The sequence below is a fragment of the Devosia rhodophyticola genome, from assembly GCF_028816475.1.
Taxonomy (GTDB): Bacteria; Pseudomonadota; Alphaproteobacteria; order Rhizobiales; family Devosiaceae; genus Devosia; species Devosia rhodophyticola.
This window is the reverse complement of the sequence record NZ_CP118247.1, coordinates 2,501,202-2,525,555: the sequence shown is the minus strand read 5'-3', so window position 1 is coordinate 2,525,555 and position 24,354 is coordinate 2,501,202. Positions and strand designations below refer to the sequence as shown.

Genomic DNA, 24,354 nt, shown 5'->3' with positions numbered 1-24,354 from the left:
ACTAATCTCTTGTGGATGATCGGACCAACATGGTTAACGCTTGGTTAACGCCAGCACCATCGACAGGTCGGTGTGACCTTTAGAACAACCCTTCAGGCCCCACCCATCCGGTTGCCAAAGCGGGCGCCCATTGTTTGAAGCCATTGGCCACCGCTTGCCGCGCGGCAGCGGCGCAATCATATTCCACAACCCGGATGCTGGTCAGCCAGCGCCCTGCCCGCCTCTCGATGATCGCGTAGCGCGCATCGGGCGAACCGTGCACCAGCTGCAAGCCAACGCTGCCCGGATTGATTATGCGGCGACCATCGGGCAACCGCACCGAACGGGCAATATGAGTGTGCCCACACAAAATGATCGGGTAGTCGATCCCCGCCGCGTGCCCCAGAATAGTATCGGGATCAGGCAGGGTGGACTGCCGACCCTGCCAATAATTGTCGAGCCAAACCTCGGTGTCGCTTTGCGGCGTACCATGGCAGAGAAACACTTCGCCATTGAACACCGCGGTGTCGGGTAGCCCCGAAAGCCACAGCAGATGGCGCGGCGCCAGTTTTGCGCGGGCAAATCCGTCAACCGGATCGAGTGCGTCCGGCTCGGTTTCGCTCACCCAGCGATCATGATTGCCACGGATCATTGATCCGCTCAGACCCATCAATCGTTCAGCCACCGCGCCCGGATCCATCGGTCCGCTCACATGGTCGCCCAGACAAAGCGTCGCATCAACGCCTTGAACAGCAATATCAGTCAATACGGCATCGAGCGCCAGCCCGTTGCCGTGCACATCCGAAATAACGGCGAAACGCAAACCTATTTGGCCTTCCTGGTGGACTTCAGGGCGTCGATATCCTTGCGCAGCTGATCAATCTCCTCGCTTTGAACCTGCACCAATTCGCGCAGCGCATCAAAGTCGGCCCGCTTGACCAGATCCATATCGGCCACGATCCGTTGTCCCTGCGATTTTACCGCCGTTTCGACTTCGCGCCGCAATCCGTCTGCAACCCCGGCAGCTTCATTCATGACCCGGCCCAGGCCGTCAAAAACTTTGTTGTTCTGGCTCATCGCACACCTTGCATGTAAAATTGCGTCCACGGACGCCATGGCGAATATGTAGGCGAGCATCTCTGACTTGACCAGAGCAGGCGAAGCGGCAATTGTCCGGCAAGTTCAGCGGAGCCTACATTGCCCTTTCCCAATATCGATCCCATCGCTCTGGCCATCGGCCCCTTTGCAATTCGCTGGTATGCGCTCGCCTATCTTGGTGGCGTTGGTCTAGGCGCGCTTTATGGCCGTTTCTTGCTCGCCCGCAAATCATTGTGGGCCAACAACGCCCCGCCCTTTGCCCCCGATGACGTGTTCGACTTCGCTTTCTGGGCGGTTCTGGGCATCGTTATTGGCGGCCGCATTGGCTATGTGCTGTTTTACAATCTGCCCTACTATATGGGCAATCCGCTTGAAGCCTTCGCTATCTGGGATGGCGGCATGTCCTACCATGGCGGCATGATCGGTATCTGTCTGGCGGTACTGTTGTTTACCCGCTCCAAGGGCGGCAACCTGCTGTCATCGCTCGATTTATTGGGCACGGCCGCAACCATTGGCATCTTTCTTGGCCGCGTTGCCAATTTCATCAATGCCGAACTTTATGGCGCCCCAACCAGCCTGCCATGGGGCGTTATTTTTCCGACCGATCCGATGCAGGTGCCACGCCATCCCAGCCAGCTCTATGAAGCAGCGCTTGAAGGACTATTGCTCTTCCTCGTCATCAGAATTGTGACCCATGTTGGCTACGGTCTGCGGCGCCCCGGACTTGTCGCGGGCATTTTCGCTATTGGTTACTCAATGTCGCGCATCGCGGTGGAGTTCGTGCGCCTGCCAGACGTGCAATTGGGCTATATTTATGGTGGTTGGCTCACAATGGGCATGGTCCTCAGCCTGCCGCTGCTACTTGCGGGTATCGGGATCGCCCTGTTCGCCATGAGGAAAAAACATGGCCGCTGAACCCAAACCAACATTGCCCGACCTGATCGCGACCCAAATTCGCGCCAATGGCCCGATGTCCGTTGCCAATTTTATGGGTCTTTGTCTGACTCACCCCGCGATGGGCTACTACAAGAATGCTGATCCGCTTGGAACCGCAGGTGATTTCATCACCGCGCCCGAAATCAGCCAGATGTTCGGAGAGTTGATCGGCTTTTACGTTGTCAATCTGTGGCAGCAGATGGGCTCGCCCAAGGCCTTTACCCTAATGGAACTCGGCCCCGGGCGCGGCACATTGATGGCCGATATATTGCGCGTCGCCTGCCGGGCTGAAGGTTTTCGGGACGGACTCGATCTTCGCCTGTTCGAAACCAATCCCGCTCTGATCGCCGAACAGCATGCGCGCCTCGAGCCCTACGGGCCGCAATGGGTCGATGCACTGGACAAAGTCGGCGACGGACCACTGCTGGTGATCGCCAATGAGTTTTTTGATGCATTGCCCATCCGGCAGTTCGTGCGCGGTGAAAACGGATGGCACGAGCGCGTCATTGGCCTGGAAGGTGACAATCTGGTTTTCGGGCTTTCCCCCACCCCCATTCCCAACGCCGCCTTGCCCGACGTCGTTCAGGACGCAGAAATTCATAGCGTCTTCGAGGTGGCCTTGGCGGGTGGCGAGGTCATGTCGCGGTTGGCGCGAACCGTATCCACGCAGGGCGGCGCCATTCTGACCATCGACTATGGCTACAACCAGACGCAAACCGGCGAGACGCTACAAGGTGTTGCCCGGCACGGTTTTGCAAACGTGCTGGACAATCCCGGCGCCATTGATCTTTCTGCCCATGTCGATTTTGAAGCGCTGGGCAATGTTGCGGCCAAGTCGGGTCTCAACGTTCACCCGCTGGCGACCCAAGCCAGTTTTCTGGATCGCCTCGGTCTTACTGATCGCACCAAAGCCCTCAGTCTGGCCAACCCCAGCGCTGCGACCGATCTTGCCGCCGCCAGCGCGCGCCTGACCGACGCTAACCAGATGGGCACCCTGTTCAAGGCATTTTGCGCCGCCAGTCCCGGCCTCACTCCACCCGGCTTTTATTGATGATACCGCCCTTTGATACCGCGCCGGCACTTGTTGGAATTCCGGGTCTTCGCCACGCGTTTTTTGGCCGACAGGGTGGTATCTCACCCGCCCCGTTCAATAGCCTCAACATGTCCGTTTCAACTGGAGACGATGGCGCACATGTGGCGGAAAACCGCGCCCGCGCGGCCAAAGCCCTCAATTTTTCGCCCGATGCCATGGCAACGCTCCGCCAGACCCATTCCAACAATGTCATAACCCGGTCGGAAAAGCGGGACGCCGACGGGTTGCGGGAGGCAGATGCCCTCGTGACCAACGTACCGGGCCGATTGCTCGGCATCCTGACAGCCGATTGCACCCCGATCCTTCTGATTGATCCGACTGCCAGAATCATTGGCGCCGCCCATGCGGGCTGGAAAGGCGCTGCCGATGGCATTATCGCCAATACGGTTGCAGCAATGGTCGCGCTCGGGGCAAATCCTGCCCGAATGGTTGCCGCGATTGGCCCGACCATCAGTCAGGGCAACTATGAAGTTGGCCCCCAATTCATGACCGATTTTCTGGCGAGCCATCCCGATGGCCAGCAGTTTTTTGTCACGCCCCGCAATGGTCGCGAACACTTCGATCTGCCGGGCTTTGTTGCCAGCGAACTCGCCAACAGCGGCGTCGGCACCATCCAGGATCTGGCAATTTGCACCTATGGTGCGCCTGACCGCTACTTTTCCCATCGCCATGCCACCCATGCGGCCCAAACCACCGGACGACAGATCGCCTTGATCGGACTGGAGAAAATTTAGCATTCTACCAATTGTGACATTGTGATTGCACTCTACACACTATAGAGCTTGCCTCGAAACTGGAGGGGCCGCCTTTCCCGGCCCGACATGACCACAGGATCGCGCTATGAAGCTGGTGACTGGCAATTCCAATCGTGCCCTCGCTCAGGCTGTCGCCAGTTACCTTGAACTTCCCTTGACCGATTGTACGGTCAAACGATTTGCCGACAAGGAAATTTACGTCGAGGTGCACGAGAATGTGCGCGGAGAAGATGTCTTCATCCTCCAGTCAACCAGCTTTCCCGCCAATGACAATTTGATGGAACTGCTGATCATCACCGACGCGCTGCGACGCTCCTCGGCTCGACGGATCACAGCGGTCATGCCCTATTTCGGCTATGCTCGGCAGGATAGAAAATCTGCCTCCCGCACCCCCATTTCCGCCAAGCTCGTAGCCAATCTGCTCACCGAAGCTGGCGTCAATCGCGTTATCACGCTCGATTTACACGCGGCCCAGATACAGGGCTTTTTTGATATTCCTGCCGACAATCTCTATTCGGCACCAGTCATGACCCGCGACATTCAGGACCATTACGACACATCCAACCTGATGATCGTGTCGCCTGACGTCGGCGGGGTCGCCCGTGCGCGCGCCATCGCCCAGCGCATCGGCGCGGATCTGGCAATTGTCGACAAACGCCGTCCTCGCGCCGGTGTCTCCGAAGTCATGAATATCATCGGTGATGTCTCGGGCCAGCATTGCATCCTGATCGACGATATCGTCGATTCTGGCGGCACGCTGATCAATGCGGCTGAAGCCCTGCTCAAAGCCGGGGCACTCGACGTTTCCGCCTATATTACCCATGGCGTCCTTTCCAACAGTGCCGCCGAGCGGGTTGCCGCATCCAAACTCAAGGAACTGGTCATAACCGATTCCATCGAAGAAACCGAAGAGACTGCCAAGGCTCCCAATATTCGCCGCGTCCCCATCGCGCCCCTGATCGGCGAAGCCGTTGCCCGTACCGCCAGCGAGCAAAGCGTCTCCAGCCTGCTCGACTAGGCGCAGTTTCTGTTCCATTCGTCCAAATGCCGCACGATCAATCGGGCGGAAAACTGCCGTCGGCAACCGGGGGCAGATTGAAATTCTGGCCGCCCACTCACGTCGAGCACAAATAGATCTCTCCAGAAGTAGAAATTGGCCTCTCCGCCGCGTCATTGTAATATCGGGGCATTTCGCTCCGTGCCCTTCAAGGAGACCATGATGAAGTATTTACTGCTGATCCACGGCGATGAATCAAAAATGAGCGCTGCCACTGTTGTCGATGAAACCGGCATGAGCCCCGATTATCATGCTTATAACAATGCCATGGCGAAAGCCGGCGTATTGCTCGGCGGCGAACGCCTGCGGCCCACGAAAGAGGCCGCCAGCGTCAGGGTCGGCGAAGATGGCACCCAGGTTCTGGATGGCCCCTACGCCGAAACGCGCGAACAATTGGGCGGCTATTACATGATCGACGTGTCTGGCATCGATGAAGCCGTTCAGTGGGCGGCTCGCTGCCCCGCCGCCCGTTTGGGCACCATCGAAGTGCGCCCCATCTGGCCAACGCGCGCCGAATAAAGCCGCCAGGAAGCCGGTTCGCTGACGTGCATCGGGTGTTGGCACCCGATGTACAATTTGGAGGTATTTTATGTGTGCGCCCGTTGCTGCTGGCCGCAAAGACTGATGCCTAACGACCTCAATCATGGCAGCCATCGCGTCGCCGAGCAGATTGCACGACAAAGCTACGGCCGTCTTGTTGCATTTCTGGCGGCCCGTACTCGTGACCTTCCGGGCGCCGAGGATGCGCTGGCAGACGCCTTTGCCGCCGCCCTCCGGCTCTGGCCGAGCGAAGGCATCCCCGAAAATCCCGATGCATGGTTGTTGACTGTCGCCCGCCACCGTCAAACCGACGCCCTGCGCCGCCACCAGACGCGCCAGAAGGGCATGGAGCATCTAAGTCTCATGGCCGAAGAAATCGAGGCCGCCACGGCAGCGCCTGCCGAAATACCGGACCGGCGTCTGGCCCTGATGTTCGCGTGCGCCCATCCAGAAATCGAGTGCGCCATGCGCACCCCCTTGATCCTGCAAACAATTCTTGGCCTGCCGGCTCACGATGTCGCGGCAGCACTCATGATTTCGCCCGCCACCATGGGTCAGCGTCTGGTGCGAGCCAAAGCCCGGATAAAAAACCTTGGCATCGCCTTTTCCCTGCCTGAGCGCCAGGACCTGCCCGAAAGACTCGACGCAGTTCTCGAGGCGGTTTATGCCGCCTATGCCAGGGGCTGGAACGAGATTGAACCCGGCGACACACCACAATTGGTCGAAGAGGCTGTTTGGTTGGGCGAACTAACCGTGCAACTGCTACCCGACGAGCCCGAAGCCAAGGGCATGCTGGCCTTGATGCTTTACGCCGAGGCGCGCCGCTCGGCCCGCCGCGACGCCGACGGCGCTTTTGTACCGCTCGAGCAGCAGAACACCGCGCTTTGGGACGTCCATCGGATAGGTCAGGCCGAAACACTCCTGCATCAGGCAAATCGCGCGGGCCCCAGCGGACGTTACCAGATCGAAGCCGCGATCCAGTCGGCCCACACCGCCCGTCGCCTTTCCGGCCAAACCAGTTGGCCCGCCATCGTCGCGCTCTACGAGCATTTGCAGACGATCGTCGCCTCTCCCGTTGTGGCGCTCAACCACATAGCAGCGCTTGCTGAAACCAAGGGGCCCATCGTCGCCCACCAGGCAATTGTGGCCCTGGCTGCCGACAAGCGCATGGCCGACTATCAGCCATACTGGGCCACACGTGGACATCTGGCGGCCCGAGCCGGATACAAGGACGACGCCTATGAGGCCTTGACCCTGGCGATTGGTCTGTCGAGCGACGAAGCAGTGCGCCAATATTTGCGGCAACAAATTGTTGGGTTGCGCGACGGATAACTGATCCACCTGCACCATCTACTTGCCCAGTCCCCCGCTTTGGGCTATAGCCGCCCCATGAAGCGCTCGTCACCCCTGGAGGACGGGCGCGTATGGCGTTGTAATGGCCCATACACCAACCAGAATGGATAGTTCCATGGCTGCGACTAAAGAGCTTAAGGCTCAGGCGCGTTCGCTTGTCGGCAAGGGGGCCGCTCGTGAATTGCGTCGTCAGGGTAAAATCCCTGCTGTTATCTACGGCAACAAGAAGCCCCCCGTCACCATTTCGATTGCCTACAAGGATGCAATGAAGAGCATCTATTCAGGCGGCTTTCTCTCTCACATCCTCACGCTTGATGTTGAAGGCGAGAAGCATCAGGTGATCCCGCGTGATTATCAGCTTGATCCGGTCAAGGATTTTGCGATGCACGTTGATTTTCTGCGCGTCGGCAAGGGCACAAAGCTCAATGTTCAGGTGCATGTGAATTTTATCAATGAAGAAGCCAGCCCCGGCCTCAAGCGCGGCGGCACGCTCAACATTGTGCACCACACGCTCGACTTGAATGTGAGCGCCGACAATATTCCCGAAGAGATCACTGTCGACCTGACCGGCCTCGAAATCGGCGACACCGTCCACATGTCTTCGATCACGTTGCCCAAGGGCGTTCTTGACCACAGCCATGAAGACGACGCGACTATCGCCACGATCGTTGCGCCTTCGGCGCTTAAGTCTTCCGGCGATGCCGACGCGGAAGCAGATGAAGCCGACGCTGCTGCAGAAGAAGCCGACGAAGACGACAAGGAATAATCCCCACGCGGAATTGTTAATCAATTGGAGGCGGCCCGTGGGTCGCCTCCTGCCATTTTGGGAGAGCGCTCGTGAAACTTGTCGTTGGATTGGGCAATCCCGGCGATCAGTATCGTCAAAACCGCCACAACATTGGCTTCATGGCCGCCGACCAAATTGCGCGCCAACACGGCTTTACCTCTTTTCGTTCCAAGCACAACGGCCATTTGGCCGACGGCGAAATTGACGGTCAACGTACCCTGTTGCTCAAACCCCAAACCTTCATGAACCGTTCCGGCGATAGCGTCGCGGCGGCCGCGAAATTCTTCAAAATTGCGCCCGAAGACGTCATCGTCCTCTATGACGAACTTGATCTGGTCCCCGGTAAGATCCGCGTCAAGATCGGCGGCGGCAATGGCGGCCACAATGGACTGCGCTCCATCGATCCCCAACTGGGCCTCAACTACAAACGTGTCCGCCTCGGCATCGGCCATCCCGGCAAGGAGTTTGTCACCCATCATGTTCTGGGCGACTTCGCCAAGGCTGATCAGGTCTGGCTCGACCCTTTGCTGGATGCGATTGCCAAAAATATCGGACTTCTGGTCAAAGGCGATGACGCCGGCTTCATGAACAAGATTGCTCTGGCCACCAAACCCGACGCAGAGCCAAAACAGGCTTCCAAAGCTCAATCCCACATCCGTCAGGCCCGCTCCACTAAACCGGCGGTACCTGCACCAAGCTCAGGCCCAATGGCTGCAATGCTCAAAAAGCTGTTCGGCGACGGCTAACTCCCCTCTACCAAAACCGACGATTGGATCGACCTTAACGTCCCAAAATTCCGGCTGCGCATTGACTTATCGCGCTATCCGAAGGATGTCAGGGGCAACAGTTTCAGGAGTTCCCCATGGGTTTCAAAATGGGCATTGTTGGCCTGCCCAACGTTGGCAAGTCGACGCTTTTCAACGCGCTCACCCGCACCGCCGCCGCACAGGCAGCAAACTTTCCCTTCTGCACCATCGAACCCAATGTGGGCGAAGTATCCGTGCCGGACGCCCGGCTCGACAAACTGGCAACAATCGGCAAGTCGGCCACCAAACTGCCAGCCCGCATGAGTTTTGTAGACATTGCCGGTCTCGTGAAGGGCGCCAGTCGCGGTGAGGGTCTCGGCAACCAGTTTCTCGCCAATATCCGCGAATGTGACGCGGTGGCATACGTGCTGCGCTGCTTTGAGGACGACAATGTCATTCATGTCGCCAACCGCGTTGATCCTCTCGCTGACGCCGAAGTGGTTGAAACCGAACTGATGCTCGCCGATCTCGAAAGCCTTGAGCGTCGCCGCACTGGCGTCGAAAAGAAGGCCAAGGGCAACGACAAGGAAGCCAAACAGTCGCTCGAACTGATCGACCGTTCCCTTGTTCTTCTGCGTGAAGGCAAGTCCGCCCGTCATGTCGAGCGCTCAGCCGAAGAAGAAAAGGCATTTCAGGAACTGCAACTCCTGACCTCAAAGCCCGCCCTTTACGTGTGCAACGTCGACGAAGTCGCCGCCGCAACGGGCAATGCCATGACTGAAAAAGTGGCCGAATATGCCAAGCAACATAACGCCGCCACCGTCGTCATCTCCGCCGAGATCGAAAGTCAGCTCGCCCAATTGCCGGACGCTGAACAGGCAGAATATCTGGAAAGCCTCGACTTGCATGAACCGGGCCTCAACCGCTTGATTCGCGAAGCCTATGGTCTGTTGGGGCTGCAGACATATTTTACCGTCGGCCCCAAGGAAGCGCGCGCCTGGACGATACACAAGGGCGACAAGGCACCTGCTGCAGCAGGCGTCATCCATACCGATTTTGAACGCGGCTTCATCCGCGCCCAAACCATCGCTTTTGACGATTATGTAAGCTTTGGCGGCGAACAACCTGCCAAGGAAGCGGGCAAGGCGCGCGACGAAGGCAAGGAATATGTCGTCAAGGATGGCGACGTCATGCTGTTCAAGTTCAATACTTGAGGATGGCACTCCGCGTAAAAGCGCTCCAGTGGAGCGTTTTTAGACTTCAAAGTCATAAGGGCGATGCCTCGCATGGCCCGATAAGTGCCGCACCGATCCAATCTGACGCGACGGGACCAAGATGAAAATCCCCAGCACGCAAGGATACCCCGAAACCGCGGAAGCGCTTGTCCCCATCTACGAAAGTCGCGGCTATATTGACGTTCATCGTCAGGTCGCGCATCTGTTTCCGAAAGCCCCCGGAACGGTTCTCGATATCGGGGCGGGCACTGGCCGCGATGCTGCAGGTTTCGCTGCAATTGGACATAAAGTCATTGCAGTAGAGCCGGTCGACGAGTTTCGTCTACCCGCCGCCAGACGTCATCCCGATCCCGCCATCGAATGGGTCGACGATTGCCTGCCGCACCTATCTAAAATTGCAGGGCGTGCCAAGCAGTTCGACCTCATCATCATGACTGCCGTATGGATGCATCTCGATGCGACCGAGCGAAAATTGGCCCTACCAATCATTACCAGTTTGCTTAAGCCCGAAGCCTCGCTCGTTCTGACCCTGCGCCATGGCCCGGTTCCCGCCGGTCGGCGCATGTTCAATGTCACCGCGAGCGAGACCATCGCCCTGGCTAAGACCTGTGGCCTTGCCCCAACATTGTGCCTGCTGGATCAAGCCAGTAGCGGCAACCAGCCAGACGTTACCTGGACCAAATTGGCGTTCGCTCAGTCCAATGCACTGGCTTAAGGGATTTTTCTCGACATAATCGCTGCCAAGCCTTTCTTATCCCGGCAAATTCTGCGACACCTGCAACTGTGAATGGAAACGGGAAGCCGGTGAAATACCGGCGCCGCCCCCGCGACTGTGACAGACAACACTTCGCCCTCGGGTTCAAAGCCCGGCCACTGGTTTGCGACTGGGAAGGCGGGCGAAGATTGGTCTGGAGTCAGGAGACCGACCATTCCACCAACGCACACGGGACGGTGGGTCCCATTAAGGAGCATTATGCGTATTCTCTTGGCTTTGGGCTTGGCCCTGATTTTTCCGACGGCAGCTTTTGCCCATCCCGATCCAACAGGCAGCCTTGGCCTGATTCACGGATTTGCCCATCCACTCGGCGGCAATGATCACGTCCTGGCAATGCTGGCCGTCGGCGTATTTGCCTATGTGCTCGGCGGGCGTGCTTTATTCCTTGTTCCCCTGAGCTTTTTGGCGATGATGCTGGTCGGTTTCGCACTGGGTGTGTCCGGCCTCGATCTGCCCATGGTTGAAGTGGCAATTGCTGCCTCCAGCATTGTCATTGGTGCCGCAGCAGCACTCGGGCGCCCAATGCCAATAGCCGGTGCCATGGCGCTGGTGGGCAGTTTTGCGATCTTTCACGGGCAGGCCCACGGCGCCGAAATGCCCGCCAACACGGCAGGCATCCTTTATGCATCGGGCTTTGTCGGCGCAACAGCCCTCTTGCACGCTTCCGGTTTTCTGGCCGCCGCCGGGATCAATCAGATTTTGGGCAAACACGGCAAACTCATCGCTCAAGTCGCCGGCGGTGCCTTCGCCCTTGGTGGTGTAGGTGTCCTCTTGGGCTGGCTTTAAAATTGCCGGACCGGCGGCCTCCGGGCGCTGCCGGTCCTCGGCTTCGATCGTTCCATGGATCGCGGCAACGGCCCCACTTCCTAACCGTTGTCAAAATTCTCCCAATAGCTTGCCCGCCACGTCAATTCGTGCAAAATCACGTTGACGTATAGGGCAATCAAATGACCAATCCAGTAACGGCGAACCGACGCCACTTTGAAGATCTTGCCGTCGGCGAAATCATCAAGATCGCAAAGACCACAGTCAACAAACAGATGGTCACCAGTTTCGCACGCCAATTCGATCCGCTGCCATTCCACCTCGATGAAACAGCAGCCAAAGCGTCTCTGCTTGGCGGATTGGCCGCCAGTGGCTGGCAAACTGGGGCACTTGGCTTGCGCGCACTGGTTGATGGTTTCCTCTCGGGCATAGCCTCCGCAGGGGGGCTCGGATTTTCCAATCTGAAATGGAAAAATCCGGTCATGGCAGGCGACACCATCGACGGCACCATCACTGTTGCCGACCTTCGGCGCTCCAACAGCCACCCACAATGGGGCATTGTCACGCTGGATTTCGACGTTCGCAATCAAAAGGGCGCATCGGTCTTGACCATGCGACTGGCCAATCTGGTCGAGGTACGCACCCAATGACCCGTTGGTTTGAAGATATCGCTGTCAATGAGGTCTTCCATCTGGGGAGTCATCTGTTCTCCGCCCAGGAAATCATCGATTTTGCTACCGAGTATGACCCGCAATATTTTCACATCGATCCCGAAGCGGCGCGCCATAGTCACTTCGGCGGCCTTATCGCCAGCGGCTGGCACACGGTCTGCGTCGGGCAACGCAAAATGATTGACGCCCTGTCGGCCGAGGAAGAGCGCCTTCGCGGCCTCGGTCAAAAGCCCGGCGTTGCCGGACCGTCCCCCGGTGTCAACGCCATGACTTTCACAGTACCGGTCCGGCCGGGCGACACAGTCACATTTTCGCTTACCGTTACCAACAAACGACGCTCCAACTCCATTCCTGGATGGGGTGTCCTGTTCAACCAGATCACCGCGGCTAATCAGCGTGGCGAAACAGTTTACACCGCCGAACTGATCAGTTTTTCCAAGCTGCGCGATTATACCATGCCGGCCAGATTGAAGCTTTTGCAGGGTCTGGCGAAAGTTCCCCTGCTCGGCCGCGTCCTGGCCCGAATGACTTGAAAGCTGCGCGCCAACCCGCCAATCTTTGCGCCATGCACCGAATCATCACCACCGTCCTCATCTCGATCCTTCTTGCCCAGCCAGTTTGGGCACAGTCGTATGCCGGCAATTGGGGGTGTACGGCAAATGGCATCACCGCCGGCATGCTCACCATCTATGGCGACGGCTATGGGTTCGCCTCGGCCACCTTCGGCGACAAATCCTCGGGTATTGGCACCATTAACGGCTATACCGACGGCGTCGGTTTCGCTGACGGCCCTCTGCTGACTAATGGCGGTATTGTAGCTGCTCGTCTCGTAAACGATCCAACCGTGGGCACCGCCATGCAATTGGAAAGCTCCAGCGACATCGTCATGGTGTGCACGCCCCGCTAAGCCAGAACCCATTCAACCTACCCCAGCCTGGCTGGCAATGCCGCCGCCAAGAGCTGCTAGTGAGAACGAAACCGACGTGGCCGCGTCGGCTTTCCACTGCTCCAGTGTTGCCGCAATTGGTCGTTAACCTTTTCGGATCGCCAAAGGAGACCACCCATGGGTTCGATTCAGGAAATCGTCTTTGACTGTGAAAATCCCGCCAATCTTGCCAACTTCTGGGCCGAAATATTGGAAGGCTACCATGTACGCGACTTTGACCAGGTGGCGGTGGATCGGCTTGCGGCGCTGGGCTTCAATCCCGAAACCGATACAGCGGTTTTTGCTGACGGACCTGGACCGAGCATGTGCTTTCAGAATGTGGAAGGGCGTCGCTACGACAACAATCGCGTCCACTTTGATATTCTCGTGCAAGACCGCGCTGAGGAAGTAGAACGTCTGACCGCAGCTGGTGCAGCCGTCGTACAGATGCTGCCCACGTACGCCGTCCTACGCGATCCCGAAGGCAACCAATTCTGCCTGGTCGATGCCCGTGAAGATATTGCTGCCTGACTCTGCTGCCAATTTTTGACGCGGCACTGAGGTAATTTGGGGTCAGAAGGAGATCTGCCATGCCCCTGACTGCAACCTGTCACTGCGGTGCCATCCGAATTGAAGTGGATCGCGCCCCTGAAAATGCAACGGCCTGCACCTGCACATATTGTTCAAAATCGGGTGCCCTGTGGGCCTACTACCGCCCTGACGAGGTACGCATCATCACGGCCGACAACGATAAAATCTACGCGCCGCGAGGCATGAACCTGCACCACTTCTGTGCCAATTGCGGCACTAATACTTATGGCGACACACCCGATTGGTCCGAAACCGATATCGGCAACGACACGCCGAGCGTGCCCACGGCCCGCAAGATTGGCCTGAACGTCAAACTATTTGATGATTTTGATTTGACGGGGTTGCCCATTGTCGAGATCGACGGGCGAAACCTCTGGTGAGCTCAATCGCCTTCAAAGCTGATAAGTTCGTGAATATCAACCGCTTCGGCCCGCAGTTTGTCTGCACCACCAAGATCTGGCAAATCGATTACGAAGGCAGCTTTGTTGATCGTCGCGCCGGTCCGACGCAATAGACCAACGGCCGCAATAGCGGTTCCACCGGTCGCAATCAGATCGTCGACCAAAAGGACGTTGTCCCCCGCACTCAAAACATCCGCGTGGATTTCGATTGTGTCCACGCCATACTCAAGTGCATAATTTTGCCCGATGGTTTCGCCGGGCAATTTGCCTTTCTTGCGAATGGGAACAAACCCGACGCCAAGAGCAATTGCAACACCCGCGCCGAAGATGAAGCCGCGCGCCTCAATGCCCGCCACATGGGTAATATTCTGTCCGCGATGCGCCGCAGCGATGCGCTCGACACTTTCCTTGAAACCTTCCGGGTGCTCAATCAGTGTTGTTATGTCGCGGAACAATATTCCCTTTTTCGGATAGTCAGGAATTGTGCGCACGAGTGCCTTGAGATCGAGTGTCATTGATGTACCTGATGTGATTATTGAGTGCGCCGCCCAACCAAATGGCGCGCAGCAACGCCAGCGCCATAGGCGGCTTGTCGGGTGAGACGAATTGCCGTGTCGCGGGCGTTGTCGTTTGTCATTACCGCACGCACGCCCGTGCGAACCGCAGAGCTACGGCTCGCAGCAACGGCGGCACTCAGAACGACAACCGCAACACGTATAGCTGACATTCGACTCTCCCTGTACCTGCCTCACCACCATCTTTCGCAAGTGCGATCACCGATGGCAAGTGACGAAGCCGAAATCAGGGTTCGGAAATTGAAAAGGGGGCCAACGGCCCCCTGATACAAATAGCGTCTATACGGCAAGCATCAGTGCTCGATGCCCGACCAGATCTTGCGTTTGGTGGCATACATCAGGCCTGCAAACAAAATGAGAAACAGCAAGACCTTGAAGCCCGTCTCCTTGCGCGAAACCAGTCCGGGTTCGGCCAGCCACATCATATAGGCCGAAACATCCTTGGAGTACTGGTCGACTGTTTCAGGAACAGGCTCCTGCCCTTCCTCGGCGACATAAGTGATGATGCCATCAGCCAAGGGCGGCGCCATGCCAATGGCATGGCCCGGGAACACAGCATTGTAATGTTTGCCTTCAGGAATTTCGACACCCTCAGGCGGCGTTTCCTCGTAGCTGTTCATCAGCGCATGGATATAGTCAGGTCCACCTTCAGCATAGCCGGTGAAATAGTTGGTAACCCACCATGGGAAGGCATCCGTAACGCCACGTGCTTTAGCCAGAACCGAAAAATCTGGCGGCAACGCCCCGCCATTGGCGTCGCGGGCTTCCTGCTCGTTGACAAATGGCGCAGGCCAAAAGTCCGACGCCACACCCTTGCGGGTGCCGTCATCAGCCGACGGATCAGCAATGTCGTATTCGGCTGACAAAGCCTTTACCTGACCCTCGGAAAAATGCGGACCGCCTTCTTCGGCGAGCGTGCGGAACGCGATCAGGTTGGCGCTGTGACAGCTAGAGCAAACCTCCCGGAAAACCTGAAAACCACGACGCAACTGGTTGGTGTCGTAGGTTCCAAAAATACCGGCAAAGCTCCAATTTTGCTTTTCGATATGCACAGTCTCGTGTTCCTGGGCAGTGGCTGGCAGAGCACATATTGCACTCAGAGTGACCGCAGCGAGGATTGTCTTGATCTTCAACATACTACTGGACCCCGCCATCAATGCGCTTTGCCAAGCACGCTCTCGGAAATACTCGTCGGCAGTGGCCGCGACGTTTCTATGCGAGAGAGAACAGGCAGGATAATGAGGAAATGGATGAAGTAGTAAGCCGTGCAAATCTTGGCCAGGACCACGTAGATCCCTTCCGCCGGGGCGGAACCGAGATAGGTGAGACCAACAAAATTCAAGACAAACAACCAATAGAACCACTTGAACATTGGACGGAACGTGCCCGAGCGAGTCTTGGAATTGTCCAGCCATGGCAGGAAGAACAGGATGACAATCGAGCCGGCAAAGAAGATAACGCCGCCCAACTTGCTGTCGATGAACAAGATATTGAAATCGATAGCGCGCAAAATTGCGTAGAATGGCAGGAAGTACCATTCAGGCACAATGTGGGCAGGCGTCACCTGGCTGTTGGCCATGATGTAATTGTCAGGGTGCCCCAGAATGTCGGGGATGAAGAATACGAACCACGCAAACGGGATCGCAAACAGCACGATGCCGTAAAGATCCTTCATCGTATAATAGGGATGGAACGGCAGGGTATCGCGATCCGATTTAACCTCAACGCCAACCGGATTGTTGTTTCCGGGGACATGCAATGCCCAAATGTGCAGGATCACGACCGCCGCAATCACGAACGGCAACAGGTAATGCAGCGAGAAGAAACGATTGAGCGTCGGATTGCCCACCGCAAAACCACCGCGCAACAGTTCCAGAATCGGATTACCGACAATGGGGATGGCCGCAAAGATATTGGTGATCACGGTCGCAGCCCAAAAGCTCATTTGCCCCCAGGGCAACACATAGCCCATGAACGCAGTTGCCATCATCAAAACGAAAATCAAAACACCGAGCAGCCAGAGAATTTCGCGGGGTGCCTTGTAAGAGCCAAAGTACATGCCGCGGAAAATATGGACATAGACTGCCGCAAAGAACATCGAGGCACCCACCGCGTGGGTTGCCTGAATGATGCGACCGCCGTTGACGTCGCGGCGAATGTGCTCGACCGAATTGAACGCCATCGCGATGTTGGGCGTATAGTGCATTGCAAGAATGACGCCGGTAACGATCTGCACCACCAGCATGATCGCGAGAATACCGCCGAACGTCCACCAGTAGTTGAGATTCTTAGGCGTCGGAAAATCCATCAGGTGCTCTTTGGAGAACCGGATGATTGGCAAACGTTCGTCGATCCACTTCTCGACGCCGTTGCCTGGAATGTAAGTCGAATGTTCAGACATCGGAAACGCCCCCATTAGCCGATCTTGATCAGCGTATCGCTGATGAATTCATATGGCGGCAGAACCAGGTTTTTCGGTGCCGGACCTTTGCGGATACGACCAGCAGTGTCGTAAACCGAACCATGGCATGGACAGAACCAGCCATCGTACTCGCCCGATTCACCAACTGGAATACAACCAAGGTGCGTACAATTGGCGATCATGATCAGCCAGTTTTCGTGACCTTCCTTGGTGCGTTCCTCGTCGGTTGCCGGATCCTTAAGCTCGCTCAGCGGCACTGCCTTGGCTTCCTCGATTTCCTTGGGCGTCCTGTTACGCACAAAAACGGGAAGGCCACGCCAGAGAATCGTGACCGACTGACCGACCTCGATACCGACCAGACTGAATTCGATGCTGGCAAGAGCCAGTGTCGATGCATCCGGATTCATTTGATTGATCAGCGGCCAAACCACGGCCCCAACGCCCACGGCGCCGACTGCGCCAGTTGCGACAAAGAGAAAATCCCGCCGCGTCGATTGATGTTCTGCTTGCGTAGCCAAGGTACGATCCCCGTCCAAAATCTTCGAGACGCGCCAGCAGCAGACCCGATCTCCACGCATACGTAGAATCGGTTGCCGTCCGCTCCCAAGCGGCCCGTCATTCGCGGTTCTTTTTGCACTGTCCCCGACACTTGTCCAGAGTGCCTCCGCGTGACAAGCCTAATCTGCGACACTATACCCATGTTCTCCGCCTCATTATCGGCGTAAACCCCGACGCAACCGCCCTTTGCTATCAGCCAGGAACTGCACTTGCCTGTTGAAATCGCCCTTTATCAACCCGACATCGCCCTCAATACCGGCACATTGTTGCGGCTCGGGGCGTGCCTCGATGTACGTGTTCATATTATCCACCCCACCGGCTTTCATTTTTCGCGCGCCGCCATGAAACGTAGCGGCCTGGATTATCTCGAACATGCCGATTTTGAGGAACACAGTAGCTTTGCCCAGTTTGACGCCTGGCGACGGCAGGCCGATCGGCGCCTCGTCCTCCTGACCACCAGGGCCAGCCAGTCCGCATACGCGGCGCAATATCAGTCGTTGGACATCTTGCTGCTGGGACGTGAAAGTGCTGGCGTGCCCGATAGCGTTGCCGACACAGCCGACCTGAAGGTTCGCATTCCAATGCGATCTGGTTTGCGCTCGATCAATGTTGCGCTGTCCGCAACCCTTATTATCGGCGAAGCCAAGCGTCAGACCAATGGATTTGCCACTTTATCATGACACTCCCCTCCGACATTGAAGACAAAAAAACCATAGCCGCTGACTGGTTCCGCCAACTGCGCGACCGTATCTGCTCGGCCTTCGAAAGTATTGAAAGCGACGTCCACGGCCCCAATGTCGACCGCGCACCGGGCCGATTTGTGCGAACCCCGTGGCAGCGCGCTGCTGGTGGTGGCGGCGAAATGTCGATGCTTCATGGCCGGGTTTTCGAAAAGGCAGGCGTCCACATTTCTGTGGTGCATGGCGAATTCTCCGAAGAGTTTGCCAAACAGATGCCGGGCACCGAAGCAGGCGCCAGTTTTTGGAGCGCCGGCATTTCCTTGATCGTGCATCCCTGCAATCCGCATGTGCCGGCGGTTCACATGAACACCCGCATGATCGTGACCGGCAGGCAATGGTTTGGCGGCGGCGCAGACCTGACCCCGGTGCTGGCGCGCCGACGGCTGCAGACCGATGCTGACACTGTCGATTTTCATGCCGCCATGCGTCAGGTCTGCGAAGTTCATCCAAGCGTAGACTACGAGCATTTCAAGCAATGGTGCGACAAGTATTTTTACCTGCCTCACCGCAATGAGCCTCGCGGAACCGGTGGCATTTTTTACGACCAGCACAATTCAGGTGATTGGAACGCTGATTTTGCCTTCACCCAGGATGTGGGCCGCGCTTTTCTCCAGATTTACCCCCAACTAGTCCGCCGAAATTTCGAAACACCCTGGACCGAGGCTGACAGGCATGAACAGCTGGTCCAACGCGGCCGCTATGTTGAGTTCAACCTCCTCTATGATCGCGGCACCACATTTGGCTTGAAAACCGGGGGTAATGTCGATGCAATTCTCTCTTCAATGCCGCCCGACGTTCGCTGGCCCTGATTTTTTTTCGGAACCAACGCTCGTCCAACTGCGTTGTGGTTACTCAACCACATTCAGGTGAGGTGACACAGATGAAGCGCTTTGATTCAGGCTCACTTATTCCCGGTTCGACGTGGCGCGCCGAGGCCGACAATGAAGCCGAAGTTGTCCGTCGCGCCGTTGAAAATCTCAAAAGCCTACACGGCGAAACGCAAGTGCGGCCAGACATGATTGAGCGCATCAAGGAGCGCATCGTGGATGTCGATGATCAGCCCAGTAAACACTGATTGACCGCCGAGTTTAGCCCGACGTCAACATTGCAAGTAACCTGTCTGGGGTGAGCGTAAATTCGCTTGCAATCCAGGCAATTTCCGCTGCCGCCAAAGCTTGCCCCAACGATGGACCAGGCGCGAATCCGGCAGACAGAAGGTCTTTGCCACTAATCGGCAGCGCCTTTGGTGCGATCTTTTCAAGACTTGCCAAAACTGCCGCTTTTCCGGCCTCCCCCAGCCCGCTTCCGCGGCAGCGACGTCGAGTGCAGCATTTATGGCGGCAGGGTAGCGATAGCCTGCCTCATGCAGTTTCATTTCTGCAATCAAGGCTGCGGCTTTTCGCAACAATTGGGCTTCGTTGAGCACATTATTCGACAATCGCCATTGCCGCTGTAATTCTTTGGCGGGCAACGCACCCAGAACCAACGCCATACGGCTGATGCATTGCGGCTTGCCTGCCTGCCGTTCATAGTTCTGTAATGCCCCTATCGCCTGTTCAGGGAACGTCAACAGGTTAAGAGCGCGCATCTTGGCCAGTGTCACAGCTATACGGGGCAATTCAAACATTCGGCGCATTTCAGCCCCGACACGCTCGTGTGACAAATGCGATAACCGTCCGGCAGCAGCGCCACAGGCGGCCAGCCCCGCTCCATCAAAATTCTGCTGCCCATGACTGGCAGAAAACCGGAAAAAGCGAAAGACTCGCAAACCGTCTTCGGCAATTCGCTTTTCCGCATCGCCAATAAACCGCACGTGGCCACTCAGGCAGTCCCCAATGCCGCTGATCGGATCAAAGAGCGCCCCGTTCATGTCCACATAAAGCGCATTGAGCGTAAAATCGCGTCTCTCTGCATCAGCCAGCCAGTCGAGCCCAAACTCAACCACAGCGTGTCGACCATCGGTTACCACATCCTGCCGGAGCGTCGTGACTTCAACGCCGACGTCGCCATGACGCAGGGTGACCGTGCCATGCTCAATCCCAGTCGGATAGGCGGCAATCCCGGCAGCCTTGGCCCGCGCCAGAACTTCTTCTGGCACCAACTCGGTCGCCATATCAATGTCGTTTTGCGCTGTCAGTCGCTCAAGAATTGTGTCGCGCACGATCCCCCCGACGGCTCGGGTCCGACCATTCTGGCCATCGAGTAGCGCAAAAATTTCCTGAACTGCCTTGTCCCGCAGCCATTCAGCTTGATGCAACCGGCTCTCGGCTGGAATGCTCATCGCCGCGCCTCGCCATTGACCCGGTCACAGAACAGACGGGTCAAATTGGCGGTAATGCCCCAGATCTTATGGCCATCATGGTCGATCTGCCAGGTTTGATGCTCTCTTCCATCACGCTTGATCCGGAAGGCACCATAGGTGCGCGCGTCCAGAATTCGCGCCAGTGGCACCTCAAACAAGGACTGCACCTCGCCTGGATTGGGCACAAATGGCCGCGTCGGCGCAACTTCGGCGACAACCGGGGTGATCAGATAGTTGGTGCCGGTAAAATAGGTGGGCATGAACCCCAGTATGCGCGCTTCATCGCGCACCATGCCAACCTCTTCGCCCGCTTCGCGCAGCGCCGCATCGCCTGCGTCAAAATCTTCGGGATCAAGTTTGCCACCCGGAAACGCCACTTGCCCTGAATGCGCGCGTAACCCCGACGAGCGCTCGGTATAGAGCACTGTGTGCCCTTCGGGCCGCGCGATCAGACTGATCAAAACGGCCGCGTAAACCGGCGGGCGATCAAACGGTTTGCTCGGCGCCCAGTCGGGAACCAGCGCGCCATGGGCGTCATAGCCCGGCGGATGCGCCAAAAGGCGTCCGGCGATGTTGTCAATTATGCTGGCGTCCATCAGCACGGCGCATCCCAGACCATCAAATCCTGCGCGCTACCATAAGCAATGATCGCCAAACCTGCACCCCCGACAGCGGGCCCAATTGTCACGCTTGCACGATCAGGTTTCTAACCGACGCGATAGGCCGAGATCGGCCCCGCCAAACTCTTGCCCAGTTCGTTCTCGTGGGACATCACCAACACACGCGTCGGATCAACCGGGCCGGGAAACTGGATAGCGCCCTGTGTTGTCGGCTGCCAGCCCAATGGGCAATAATAGTCCTGATCACCGACCAGCAGCACAAACCGACCATCCTTGCGGGCCAACGCGCGTACGCTGACCTCTCGCGCCAGCAGTTTTCCCGCGCCACGCTTGCGAAATTCGGGGTGTGTTGCCAACGGTCCCAGCAAATATCCATTGATGCCACCAACACTGATCGGCGTCATCCACACTGACCCGCAGGCGGTTCCATCAACCTCTGCAATCAGTGACAGACCAGGATCAATGGGAAAACGCTCTCTCACCCGAAATGCGGTTCGTGCAAACCGCCCTGGACCGAAGGCAAGCGCCTGCAAATCCTCCACAAATTGATCATCGGCTGATGTAGCAGGCCGAACTATCGGCGCACGGGTGGCAGGTTCAGCAACAGCTGAAGAAGCGTTGGGAGCGATCATGGGACTGGTCCAAAAGCAAAGCAGGAACGTTTATGGGCGCACCGCTGTGTGCCCGTAATACCCATCAGGGTCGTCGTGTCCGCAGGCTAACTTTTACCATCCTGGGCGCCTCCACGCCTGATTTCCGAATAGCATCGCACAATCTCCACGTAAACAAAAAGCTCGCTCGATCAGGCAGAATTTTGGCCGCCGCCACTGGGGACGCGCAACAATGTGTTGCCGATATAGCGTCTAGTTTTTTGGCGACGGGTAGCTAAGTGAACGGGATAACACGCCATGCGTTCCAGTAGGGGCGCACAAGGCGAACCGGCACGACAACAAAGGGTGAAGAAATGGGCATGCTGATAGACGGAAAATGGTCAGACCAATGGTACGACACAAAAAAACCGGCGGCAAGTTCGTGCGCGCCCAGTCGGGTTTTCGCAACTGGATAACAGCTGACGGCGGTGTTGGGCCAAGTGGCGAAGGCGGATTTAAGGCAGAAGCCGATCGCTATCACCTTTATGTTTCGCTGGCATGCCCCTGGGCCCACCGCACCTTGATCGTGCGCAAACTGCGTCAACTCGAAGATCTGATCCCGGTTTCTATCGTCGCGCCCAAAATGCCCGATGAAACAGGCTGGAGTTTTACCGATGAGGGGGCAACCGGCGACGCTTTGTCGGGCAACGACTATCTCTGGCAAGTCTATGCCAAGTCGGATCCCAAATATACCGGCCGCGTGACTGTGCCTGTGTTGTGGGACAGGAAAACCAAGTCCATTGTTTCCAATGAGAGCTCCGAAATCATCCGCATGTTTAATTCGGCTTTCAACGAACTGACGGGAAATTCGGACGATCTGTATCCTGAAGCCCTGCGTGCCCGTATCGACGAGATCAACGCGCGGGTCTATGACGACATCAACAATGGCGTTTACAAGGCCGGTTTTGCCACGACCCAGGAGGCTTACGACGAACCGGTCGAAAAGCTGTTCGAGGCGCTTGACTGGGTTGAGGAAATTCTAGGCCAGACCGGCTATCTTGCCAGCGACGCCATAACCGAAGCGGACTGGCGACTATTTACCACCCTGGTGCGGTTCGACGCGGTTTACGTTGGCCATTTCAAATGCAACCGCAAGCGCATCGCCGATTACCCCAACCTGTCCCATTATCTAAAGGCGCTTTATGAGGTTCCAGGCGTCAAGGAAACTGTCGATATGGACCACATTCGCACCCATTATTACTGGAGCCATCCCACAATCAATCCACACCGGATCATTCCAGTAGGGCCGGAATTGGCATTTCTGCGCTAGTAACCCCAGATGTCCCGACGCGGCGCGCGGTCGAAATATTCGTCGATGCGCTGCGAGGTGGCCGGCGTCACTTTGTCGGGCAAATGCGCGCGGTCAAACCAACCAACCTCGGCGATCTCATAGCTGGGCTTGAACTCAAATGCCTTTTCAAACTTGTGGCTGACAAAAAAAGCCACATGATCGCGATCGGTGATCGGGCTGGTATTGTGATACATGCCGAACAGCGTCGGCGCGATGACGCGATAACCGCTCTCTTCCTGCAATTCGCGCGCCGCAGCGCCAGCCAGCGTTTCCCCTGGCTCCACCCCGCCGCCAGGAAACTGCCAGCCCGGAACATATGTGTGGCGAATTAGCAGAACCTTGTCGCCGTCCACCAGCATGGTTCGCGTGCCCAGCGTCATCCGCCGCCACAGGCCCATGGCGTTCAAATAGACCTTGGCGCGCACTCTCTGAAAGCGACTCATCTGCATGATTGGCTCCTGCTTTGCACCATGGATAACAGGAACGGCGGCATGACAAAATTGTCAGCGACGTCAATTGCCCATTTTCTTGATCGCGCAGGCGTGCCATTACCCCTGCAATGACAACACTTGCCCACATTTCCGATATCCATCTTGCCCCCCTGCCCCACATTTCCTTCAAGGATCTATTGGGAAAGCGGCTTACCGGGTTCCTCAACTGGAAGATCATGCGCCGCGACACGCTCAGCGGCGAGGGTCTGAAAGCCCTTGTCGACCATATGCGCGACCAGAACCCCGATTTTACCGCCGTCACCGGCGATTTGACCAACCTTGCCCTCAAGGCCGAGGTTATCCGCGCTGGCGAATGGCTTAAAACCGTCGGTCCGGCCCAAACTGTGTGTGTCTGCCCCGGCAATCATGATGCCTATGTGCCCGGCGCTCTCGAGCGCGCCCAGCATGAGTGGGGCCCCTATTTGCAGGGCGACAGTGCGCATGGCAGCGCCTTCCCCTTTGTCCGGCGCCTCGATGATACGGCAATTATTTCCTGTTCCAGTGCCGTACCGACCCGACCATTTCTGGCAACCGGGCGCTTTGATCAAGAACAGGCCGCACGGCTGGCAAAAATTCTGACCGAGACTGGTGAGGCTGGCCTGTTCCGTGTTGTGATGATCCACCACCCGCCCAATCCTGAACTGCAGCATCCCTCGTTTGGGTTAAAAGGGCACAAGCTGTTCCGCCGCATCATTGCCGAGCACGGTGCTGAATTAATTCTGCATGGTCACACCCATCGCTCCTCGATCCACTCGATTTCCGGGCTCGAGCACGAAGTGCCGGTCATTGGTGTGGCAGCTGCCAGCGCTGCCCAAGGCAGTGGTCTCGATGATCCGGCCCGCTACAACCTGTTCCGCATCGAGAAAAACGGCAATGGCTGGACCTGCACCATGCGCGAATATGGCTATCAGCGGTTGGGGACCGATATCGTCATGCGCCTGCAAATGCGCATCTACTGACGAATCTGGTTTCAATCGCTATATAGGGTGCGATACCGT

At 57.2% G+C, this 24,354-nt stretch carries 31 protein-coding genes, 1 pseudogene and 1 riboswitch; of the genes and pseudogenes, 21 read left to right on the top strand and 11 right to left on the bottom strand.

Annotated elements, in window-relative coordinates; genetic code table 11:
• Positions 1-79: 79 nt before the first annotated feature.
• Together PSQ90_RS12365 and PSQ90_RS12360 are read right to left on the bottom strand one after the other, a co-directional pair.
• Positions 80-802 (bottom strand): metallophosphoesterase family protein, encoded by a 723-nt coding sequence (locus PSQ90_RS12365; protein WP_282210599.1) that lies wholly within the window; start codon positions 800-802, stop codon positions 80-82.
• Between the two features lie 2 nt (positions 803-804).
• Entirely contained in the window at positions 805-1,056 is a 252-nt protein-coding gene (locus tag PSQ90_RS12360; RefSeq protein ID WP_282210598.1) for an accessory factor UbiK family protein, read from the bottom strand.
• 120 nt (positions 1,057-1,176) lie between these two features.
• Here PSQ90_RS12360 and lgt point away from each other — a divergent pair, with 120 nt between their 5' ends.
• The 16 genes from lgt (at position 1,177) to PSQ90_RS12280 (ending at position 13,686) form a co-directional block, all read left to right on the top strand.
• Positions 1,177-1,992, top strand: coding sequence for a prolipoprotein diacylglyceryl transferase (lgt, locus tag PSQ90_RS12355; RefSeq protein WP_282210597.1), 816 nt, complete (start codon positions 1,177-1,179; stop codon positions 1,990-1,992).
• Positions 1,982-3,064 carry a class I SAM-dependent methyltransferase gene (locus PSQ90_RS12350; protein ID WP_282210596.1) on the top strand — a complete coding sequence of 361 codons (1,083 nt, stop codon included), beginning with the start codon at positions 1,982-1,984 and terminating at the stop codon, positions 3,062-3,064. Before lgt ends, PSQ90_RS12350 begins: the two co-directional genes overlap by 11 nt.
• Positions 3,064-3,840 (top strand): peptidoglycan editing factor PgeF, encoded by a 777-nt coding sequence (pgeF, locus tag PSQ90_RS12345; protein ID WP_282210595.1) that lies wholly within the window; start codon positions 3,064-3,066, stop codon positions 3,838-3,840. Before PSQ90_RS12350 ends, pgeF begins: the two co-directional genes overlap by 1 nt.
• Positions 3,841-3,946: 106 nt before the next feature.
• Positions 3,947-4,879: a ribose-phosphate pyrophosphokinase gene (locus PSQ90_RS12340; RefSeq protein ID WP_282210594.1), complete on the top strand. Its 933-nt coding sequence runs from the start codon at positions 3,947-3,949 to the stop codon at positions 4,877-4,879.
• Between the two features lie 198 nt (positions 4,880-5,077).
• Positions 5,078-5,437, top strand: coding sequence for a YciI family protein (locus PSQ90_RS12335; RefSeq protein ID WP_328517504.1), 360 nt, complete (start codon positions 5,078-5,080; stop codon positions 5,435-5,437).
• 105 nt (positions 5,438-5,542) lie between these two features.
• Positions 5,543-6,790 (top strand): RNA polymerase sigma factor, encoded by a 1,248-nt coding sequence (locus PSQ90_RS12330; protein ID WP_282210593.1) that lies wholly within the window; start codon positions 5,543-5,545, stop codon positions 6,788-6,790.
• Positions 6,791-6,926: 136 nt separating this feature from the next.
• Positions 6,927-7,577 (top strand): 50S ribosomal protein L25/general stress protein Ctc, encoded by a 651-nt coding sequence (locus PSQ90_RS12325; RefSeq protein ID WP_282210592.1) that lies wholly within the window; start codon positions 6,927-6,929, stop codon positions 7,575-7,577.
• 71 nt (positions 7,578-7,648) lie between these two features.
• The gene (pth, locus tag PSQ90_RS12320; RefSeq protein ID WP_282210591.1) at positions 7,649-8,344 is read left to right on the top strand and encodes an aminoacyl-tRNA hydrolase; all 696 of its coding nucleotides are present in this window, start codon (positions 7,649-7,651) and stop codon (positions 8,342-8,344) included.
• Positions 8,345-8,460: 116 nt separating this feature from the next.
• Complete coding sequence (ychF, locus tag PSQ90_RS12315) at positions 8,461-9,558, top strand: redox-regulated ATPase YchF (protein WP_282210590.1); 1,098 nt, start codon at positions 8,461-8,463, stop codon at positions 9,556-9,558.
• A gap of 121 nt (positions 9,559-9,679) precedes the next feature.
• A complete protein-coding gene (locus PSQ90_RS12310) occupies positions 9,680-10,294 on the top strand; it encodes a class I SAM-dependent methyltransferase (protein ID WP_282210589.1) in 615 nt (204 codons plus the stop codon).
• A 31-nt stretch (positions 10,295-10,325) separates the two neighbouring features.
• A riboswitch (cobalamin riboswitch) is annotated at positions 10,326-10,524 on the top strand.
• A gap of 28 nt (positions 10,525-10,552) precedes the next feature.
• Positions 10,553-11,140, top strand: coding sequence for a HupE/UreJ family protein (locus PSQ90_RS12305; RefSeq protein ID WP_282210588.1), 588 nt, complete (start codon positions 10,553-10,555; stop codon positions 11,138-11,140).
• 161 nt (positions 11,141-11,301) lie between these two features.
• Positions 11,302-11,769 carry a MaoC family dehydratase gene (locus PSQ90_RS12300; protein ID WP_282210587.1) on the top strand — a complete coding sequence of 156 codons (468 nt, stop codon included), beginning with the start codon at positions 11,302-11,304 and terminating at the stop codon, positions 11,767-11,769.
• Complete coding sequence (locus tag PSQ90_RS12295; protein ID WP_282210586.1) at positions 11,766-12,323, top strand: MaoC family dehydratase; 558 nt, start codon at positions 11,766-11,768, stop codon at positions 12,321-12,323. The genes PSQ90_RS12300 and PSQ90_RS12295 overlap by 4 nt, the downstream gene beginning before the upstream one ends.
• Positions 12,320-12,697 carry a hypothetical protein gene (locus PSQ90_RS12290; RefSeq protein ID WP_282210585.1) on the top strand — a complete coding sequence of 126 codons (378 nt, stop codon included), beginning with the start codon at positions 12,320-12,322 and terminating at the stop codon, positions 12,695-12,697. The genes PSQ90_RS12295 and PSQ90_RS12290 overlap by 4 nt, the downstream gene beginning before the upstream one ends.
• Positions 12,698-12,853: 156 nt before the next feature.
• Positions 12,854-13,246 carry a VOC family protein gene (locus PSQ90_RS12285; protein ID WP_282210584.1) on the top strand — a complete coding sequence of 131 codons (393 nt, stop codon included), beginning with the start codon at positions 12,854-12,856 and terminating at the stop codon, positions 13,244-13,246.
• Between the two features lie 59 nt (positions 13,247-13,305).
• The gene (locus PSQ90_RS12280) at positions 13,306-13,686 is read left to right on the top strand and encodes a GFA family protein (protein WP_282210583.1); all 381 of its coding nucleotides are present in this window, start codon (positions 13,306-13,308) and stop codon (positions 13,684-13,686) included.
• Between the two features lie 2 nt (positions 13,687-13,688).
• Here PSQ90_RS12280 and PSQ90_RS12275 read toward each other — a convergent pair whose 3' ends face one another.
• The 5 genes from PSQ90_RS12275 to petA all read right to left on the bottom strand — a co-directional run bounded on the left by PSQ90_RS12275 (position 13,689) and on the right by petA (position 17,222).
• Complete coding sequence (locus tag PSQ90_RS12275; protein WP_282210582.1) at positions 13,689-14,222, bottom strand: adenine phosphoribosyltransferase; 534 nt, start codon at positions 14,220-14,222, stop codon at positions 13,689-13,691.
• 17 nt (positions 14,223-14,239) lie between these two features.
• Positions 14,240-14,434 carry a hypothetical protein gene (locus PSQ90_RS12270; protein WP_282210581.1) on the bottom strand — a complete coding sequence of 65 codons (195 nt, stop codon included), beginning with the start codon at positions 14,432-14,434 and terminating at the stop codon, positions 14,240-14,242.
• Between the two features lie 141 nt (positions 14,435-14,575).
• Positions 14,576-15,418: a cytochrome c1 gene (locus PSQ90_RS12265; protein WP_282210580.1), complete on the bottom strand. Its 843-nt coding sequence runs from the start codon at positions 15,416-15,418 to the stop codon at positions 14,576-14,578.
• Between the two features lie 17 nt (positions 15,419-15,435).
• On the bottom strand, positions 15,436-16,683 hold the full coding sequence (locus tag PSQ90_RS12260) for a cytochrome b (RefSeq protein WP_282210579.1): 1,248 nt from the start codon (positions 16,681-16,683) through the stop codon (positions 15,436-15,438).
• 14 nt (positions 16,684-16,697) lie between these two features.
• The gene (gene petA / locus PSQ90_RS12255; protein ID WP_282210578.1) at positions 16,698-17,222 is read right to left on the bottom strand and encodes a ubiquinol-cytochrome c reductase iron-sulfur subunit; all 525 of its coding nucleotides are present in this window, start codon (positions 17,220-17,222) and stop codon (positions 16,698-16,700) included.
• 249 nt (positions 17,223-17,471) lie between these two features.
• On the opposite strand from petA, the gene PSQ90_RS12250 reads away from it, so the two are divergent.
• The 3 genes from PSQ90_RS12250 (at position 17,472) to PSQ90_RS12240 (ending at position 19,077) form a co-directional block, all read left to right on the top strand.
• Positions 17,472-17,942: a tRNA (cytidine(34)-2'-O)-methyltransferase gene (locus tag PSQ90_RS12250; protein WP_282210577.1), complete on the top strand. Its 471-nt coding sequence runs from the start codon at positions 17,472-17,474 to the stop codon at positions 17,940-17,942.
• Positions 17,939-18,811, top strand: coding sequence for an oxygen-dependent coproporphyrinogen oxidase (gene hemF, locus PSQ90_RS12245; protein WP_282210576.1), 873 nt, complete (start codon positions 17,939-17,941; stop codon positions 18,809-18,811). Before PSQ90_RS12250 ends, hemF begins: the two co-directional genes overlap by 4 nt.
• 71 nt (positions 18,812-18,882) lie before the next feature.
• Positions 18,883-19,077, top strand: a complete 195-nt coding sequence (locus tag PSQ90_RS12240; protein WP_282210575.1) for a DUF1059 domain-containing protein — start codon at positions 18,883-18,885, stop codon at positions 19,075-19,077.
• 24 nt (positions 19,078-19,101) lie between these two features.
• On the opposite strand, the gene PSQ90_RS12235 is transcribed toward PSQ90_RS12240, so the two are convergent.
• From PSQ90_RS12235 to PSQ90_RS12225, 3 genes are all read right to left on the bottom strand, one after another.
• Positions 19,102-20,283 carry a tRNA nucleotidyltransferase/poly(A) polymerase family protein gene (locus tag PSQ90_RS12235; protein ID WP_282210574.1) on the bottom strand — a complete coding sequence of 394 codons (1,182 nt, stop codon included), beginning with the start codon at positions 20,281-20,283 and terminating at the stop codon, positions 19,102-19,104.
• On the bottom strand, positions 20,280-20,900 hold the full coding sequence (locus PSQ90_RS12230) for a CoA pyrophosphatase (protein ID WP_282210573.1): 621 nt from the start codon (positions 20,898-20,900) through the stop codon (positions 20,280-20,282). Before PSQ90_RS12230 ends, PSQ90_RS12235 begins: the two co-directional genes overlap by 4 nt.
• A 110-nt stretch (positions 20,901-21,010) precedes the next feature.
• Entirely contained in the window at positions 21,011-21,556 is a 546-nt protein-coding gene (locus tag PSQ90_RS12225) for a GNAT family N-acetyltransferase (RefSeq protein ID WP_282210572.1), read from the bottom strand.
• Between the two features lie 332 nt (positions 21,557-21,888).
• Between PSQ90_RS12225 and PSQ90_RS12220 the strand changes: the two are divergent.
• A pseudogene (locus tag PSQ90_RS12220) lies at positions 21,889-22,844 on the top strand (glutathione S-transferase family protein).
• Here PSQ90_RS12220 and PSQ90_RS12215 read toward each other — a convergent pair.
• Positions 22,841-23,314: an NUDIX domain-containing protein gene (locus PSQ90_RS12215; RefSeq protein ID WP_282210571.1), complete on the bottom strand. Its 474-nt coding sequence runs from the start codon at positions 23,312-23,314 to the stop codon at positions 22,841-22,843. The pseudogene PSQ90_RS12220 and the gene PSQ90_RS12215 sit on opposite strands and share 4 nt — an antisense overlap.
• Positions 23,315-23,424: 110 nt before the next feature.
• On the opposite strand from PSQ90_RS12215, the gene PSQ90_RS12210 reads away from it, so the two are divergent.
• A complete protein-coding gene (locus tag PSQ90_RS12210; protein WP_282210570.1) occupies positions 23,425-24,315 on the top strand; it encodes a metallophosphoesterase family protein in 891 nt (296 codons plus the stop codon).
• Positions 24,316-24,354 lie beyond the last annotated feature (39 nt).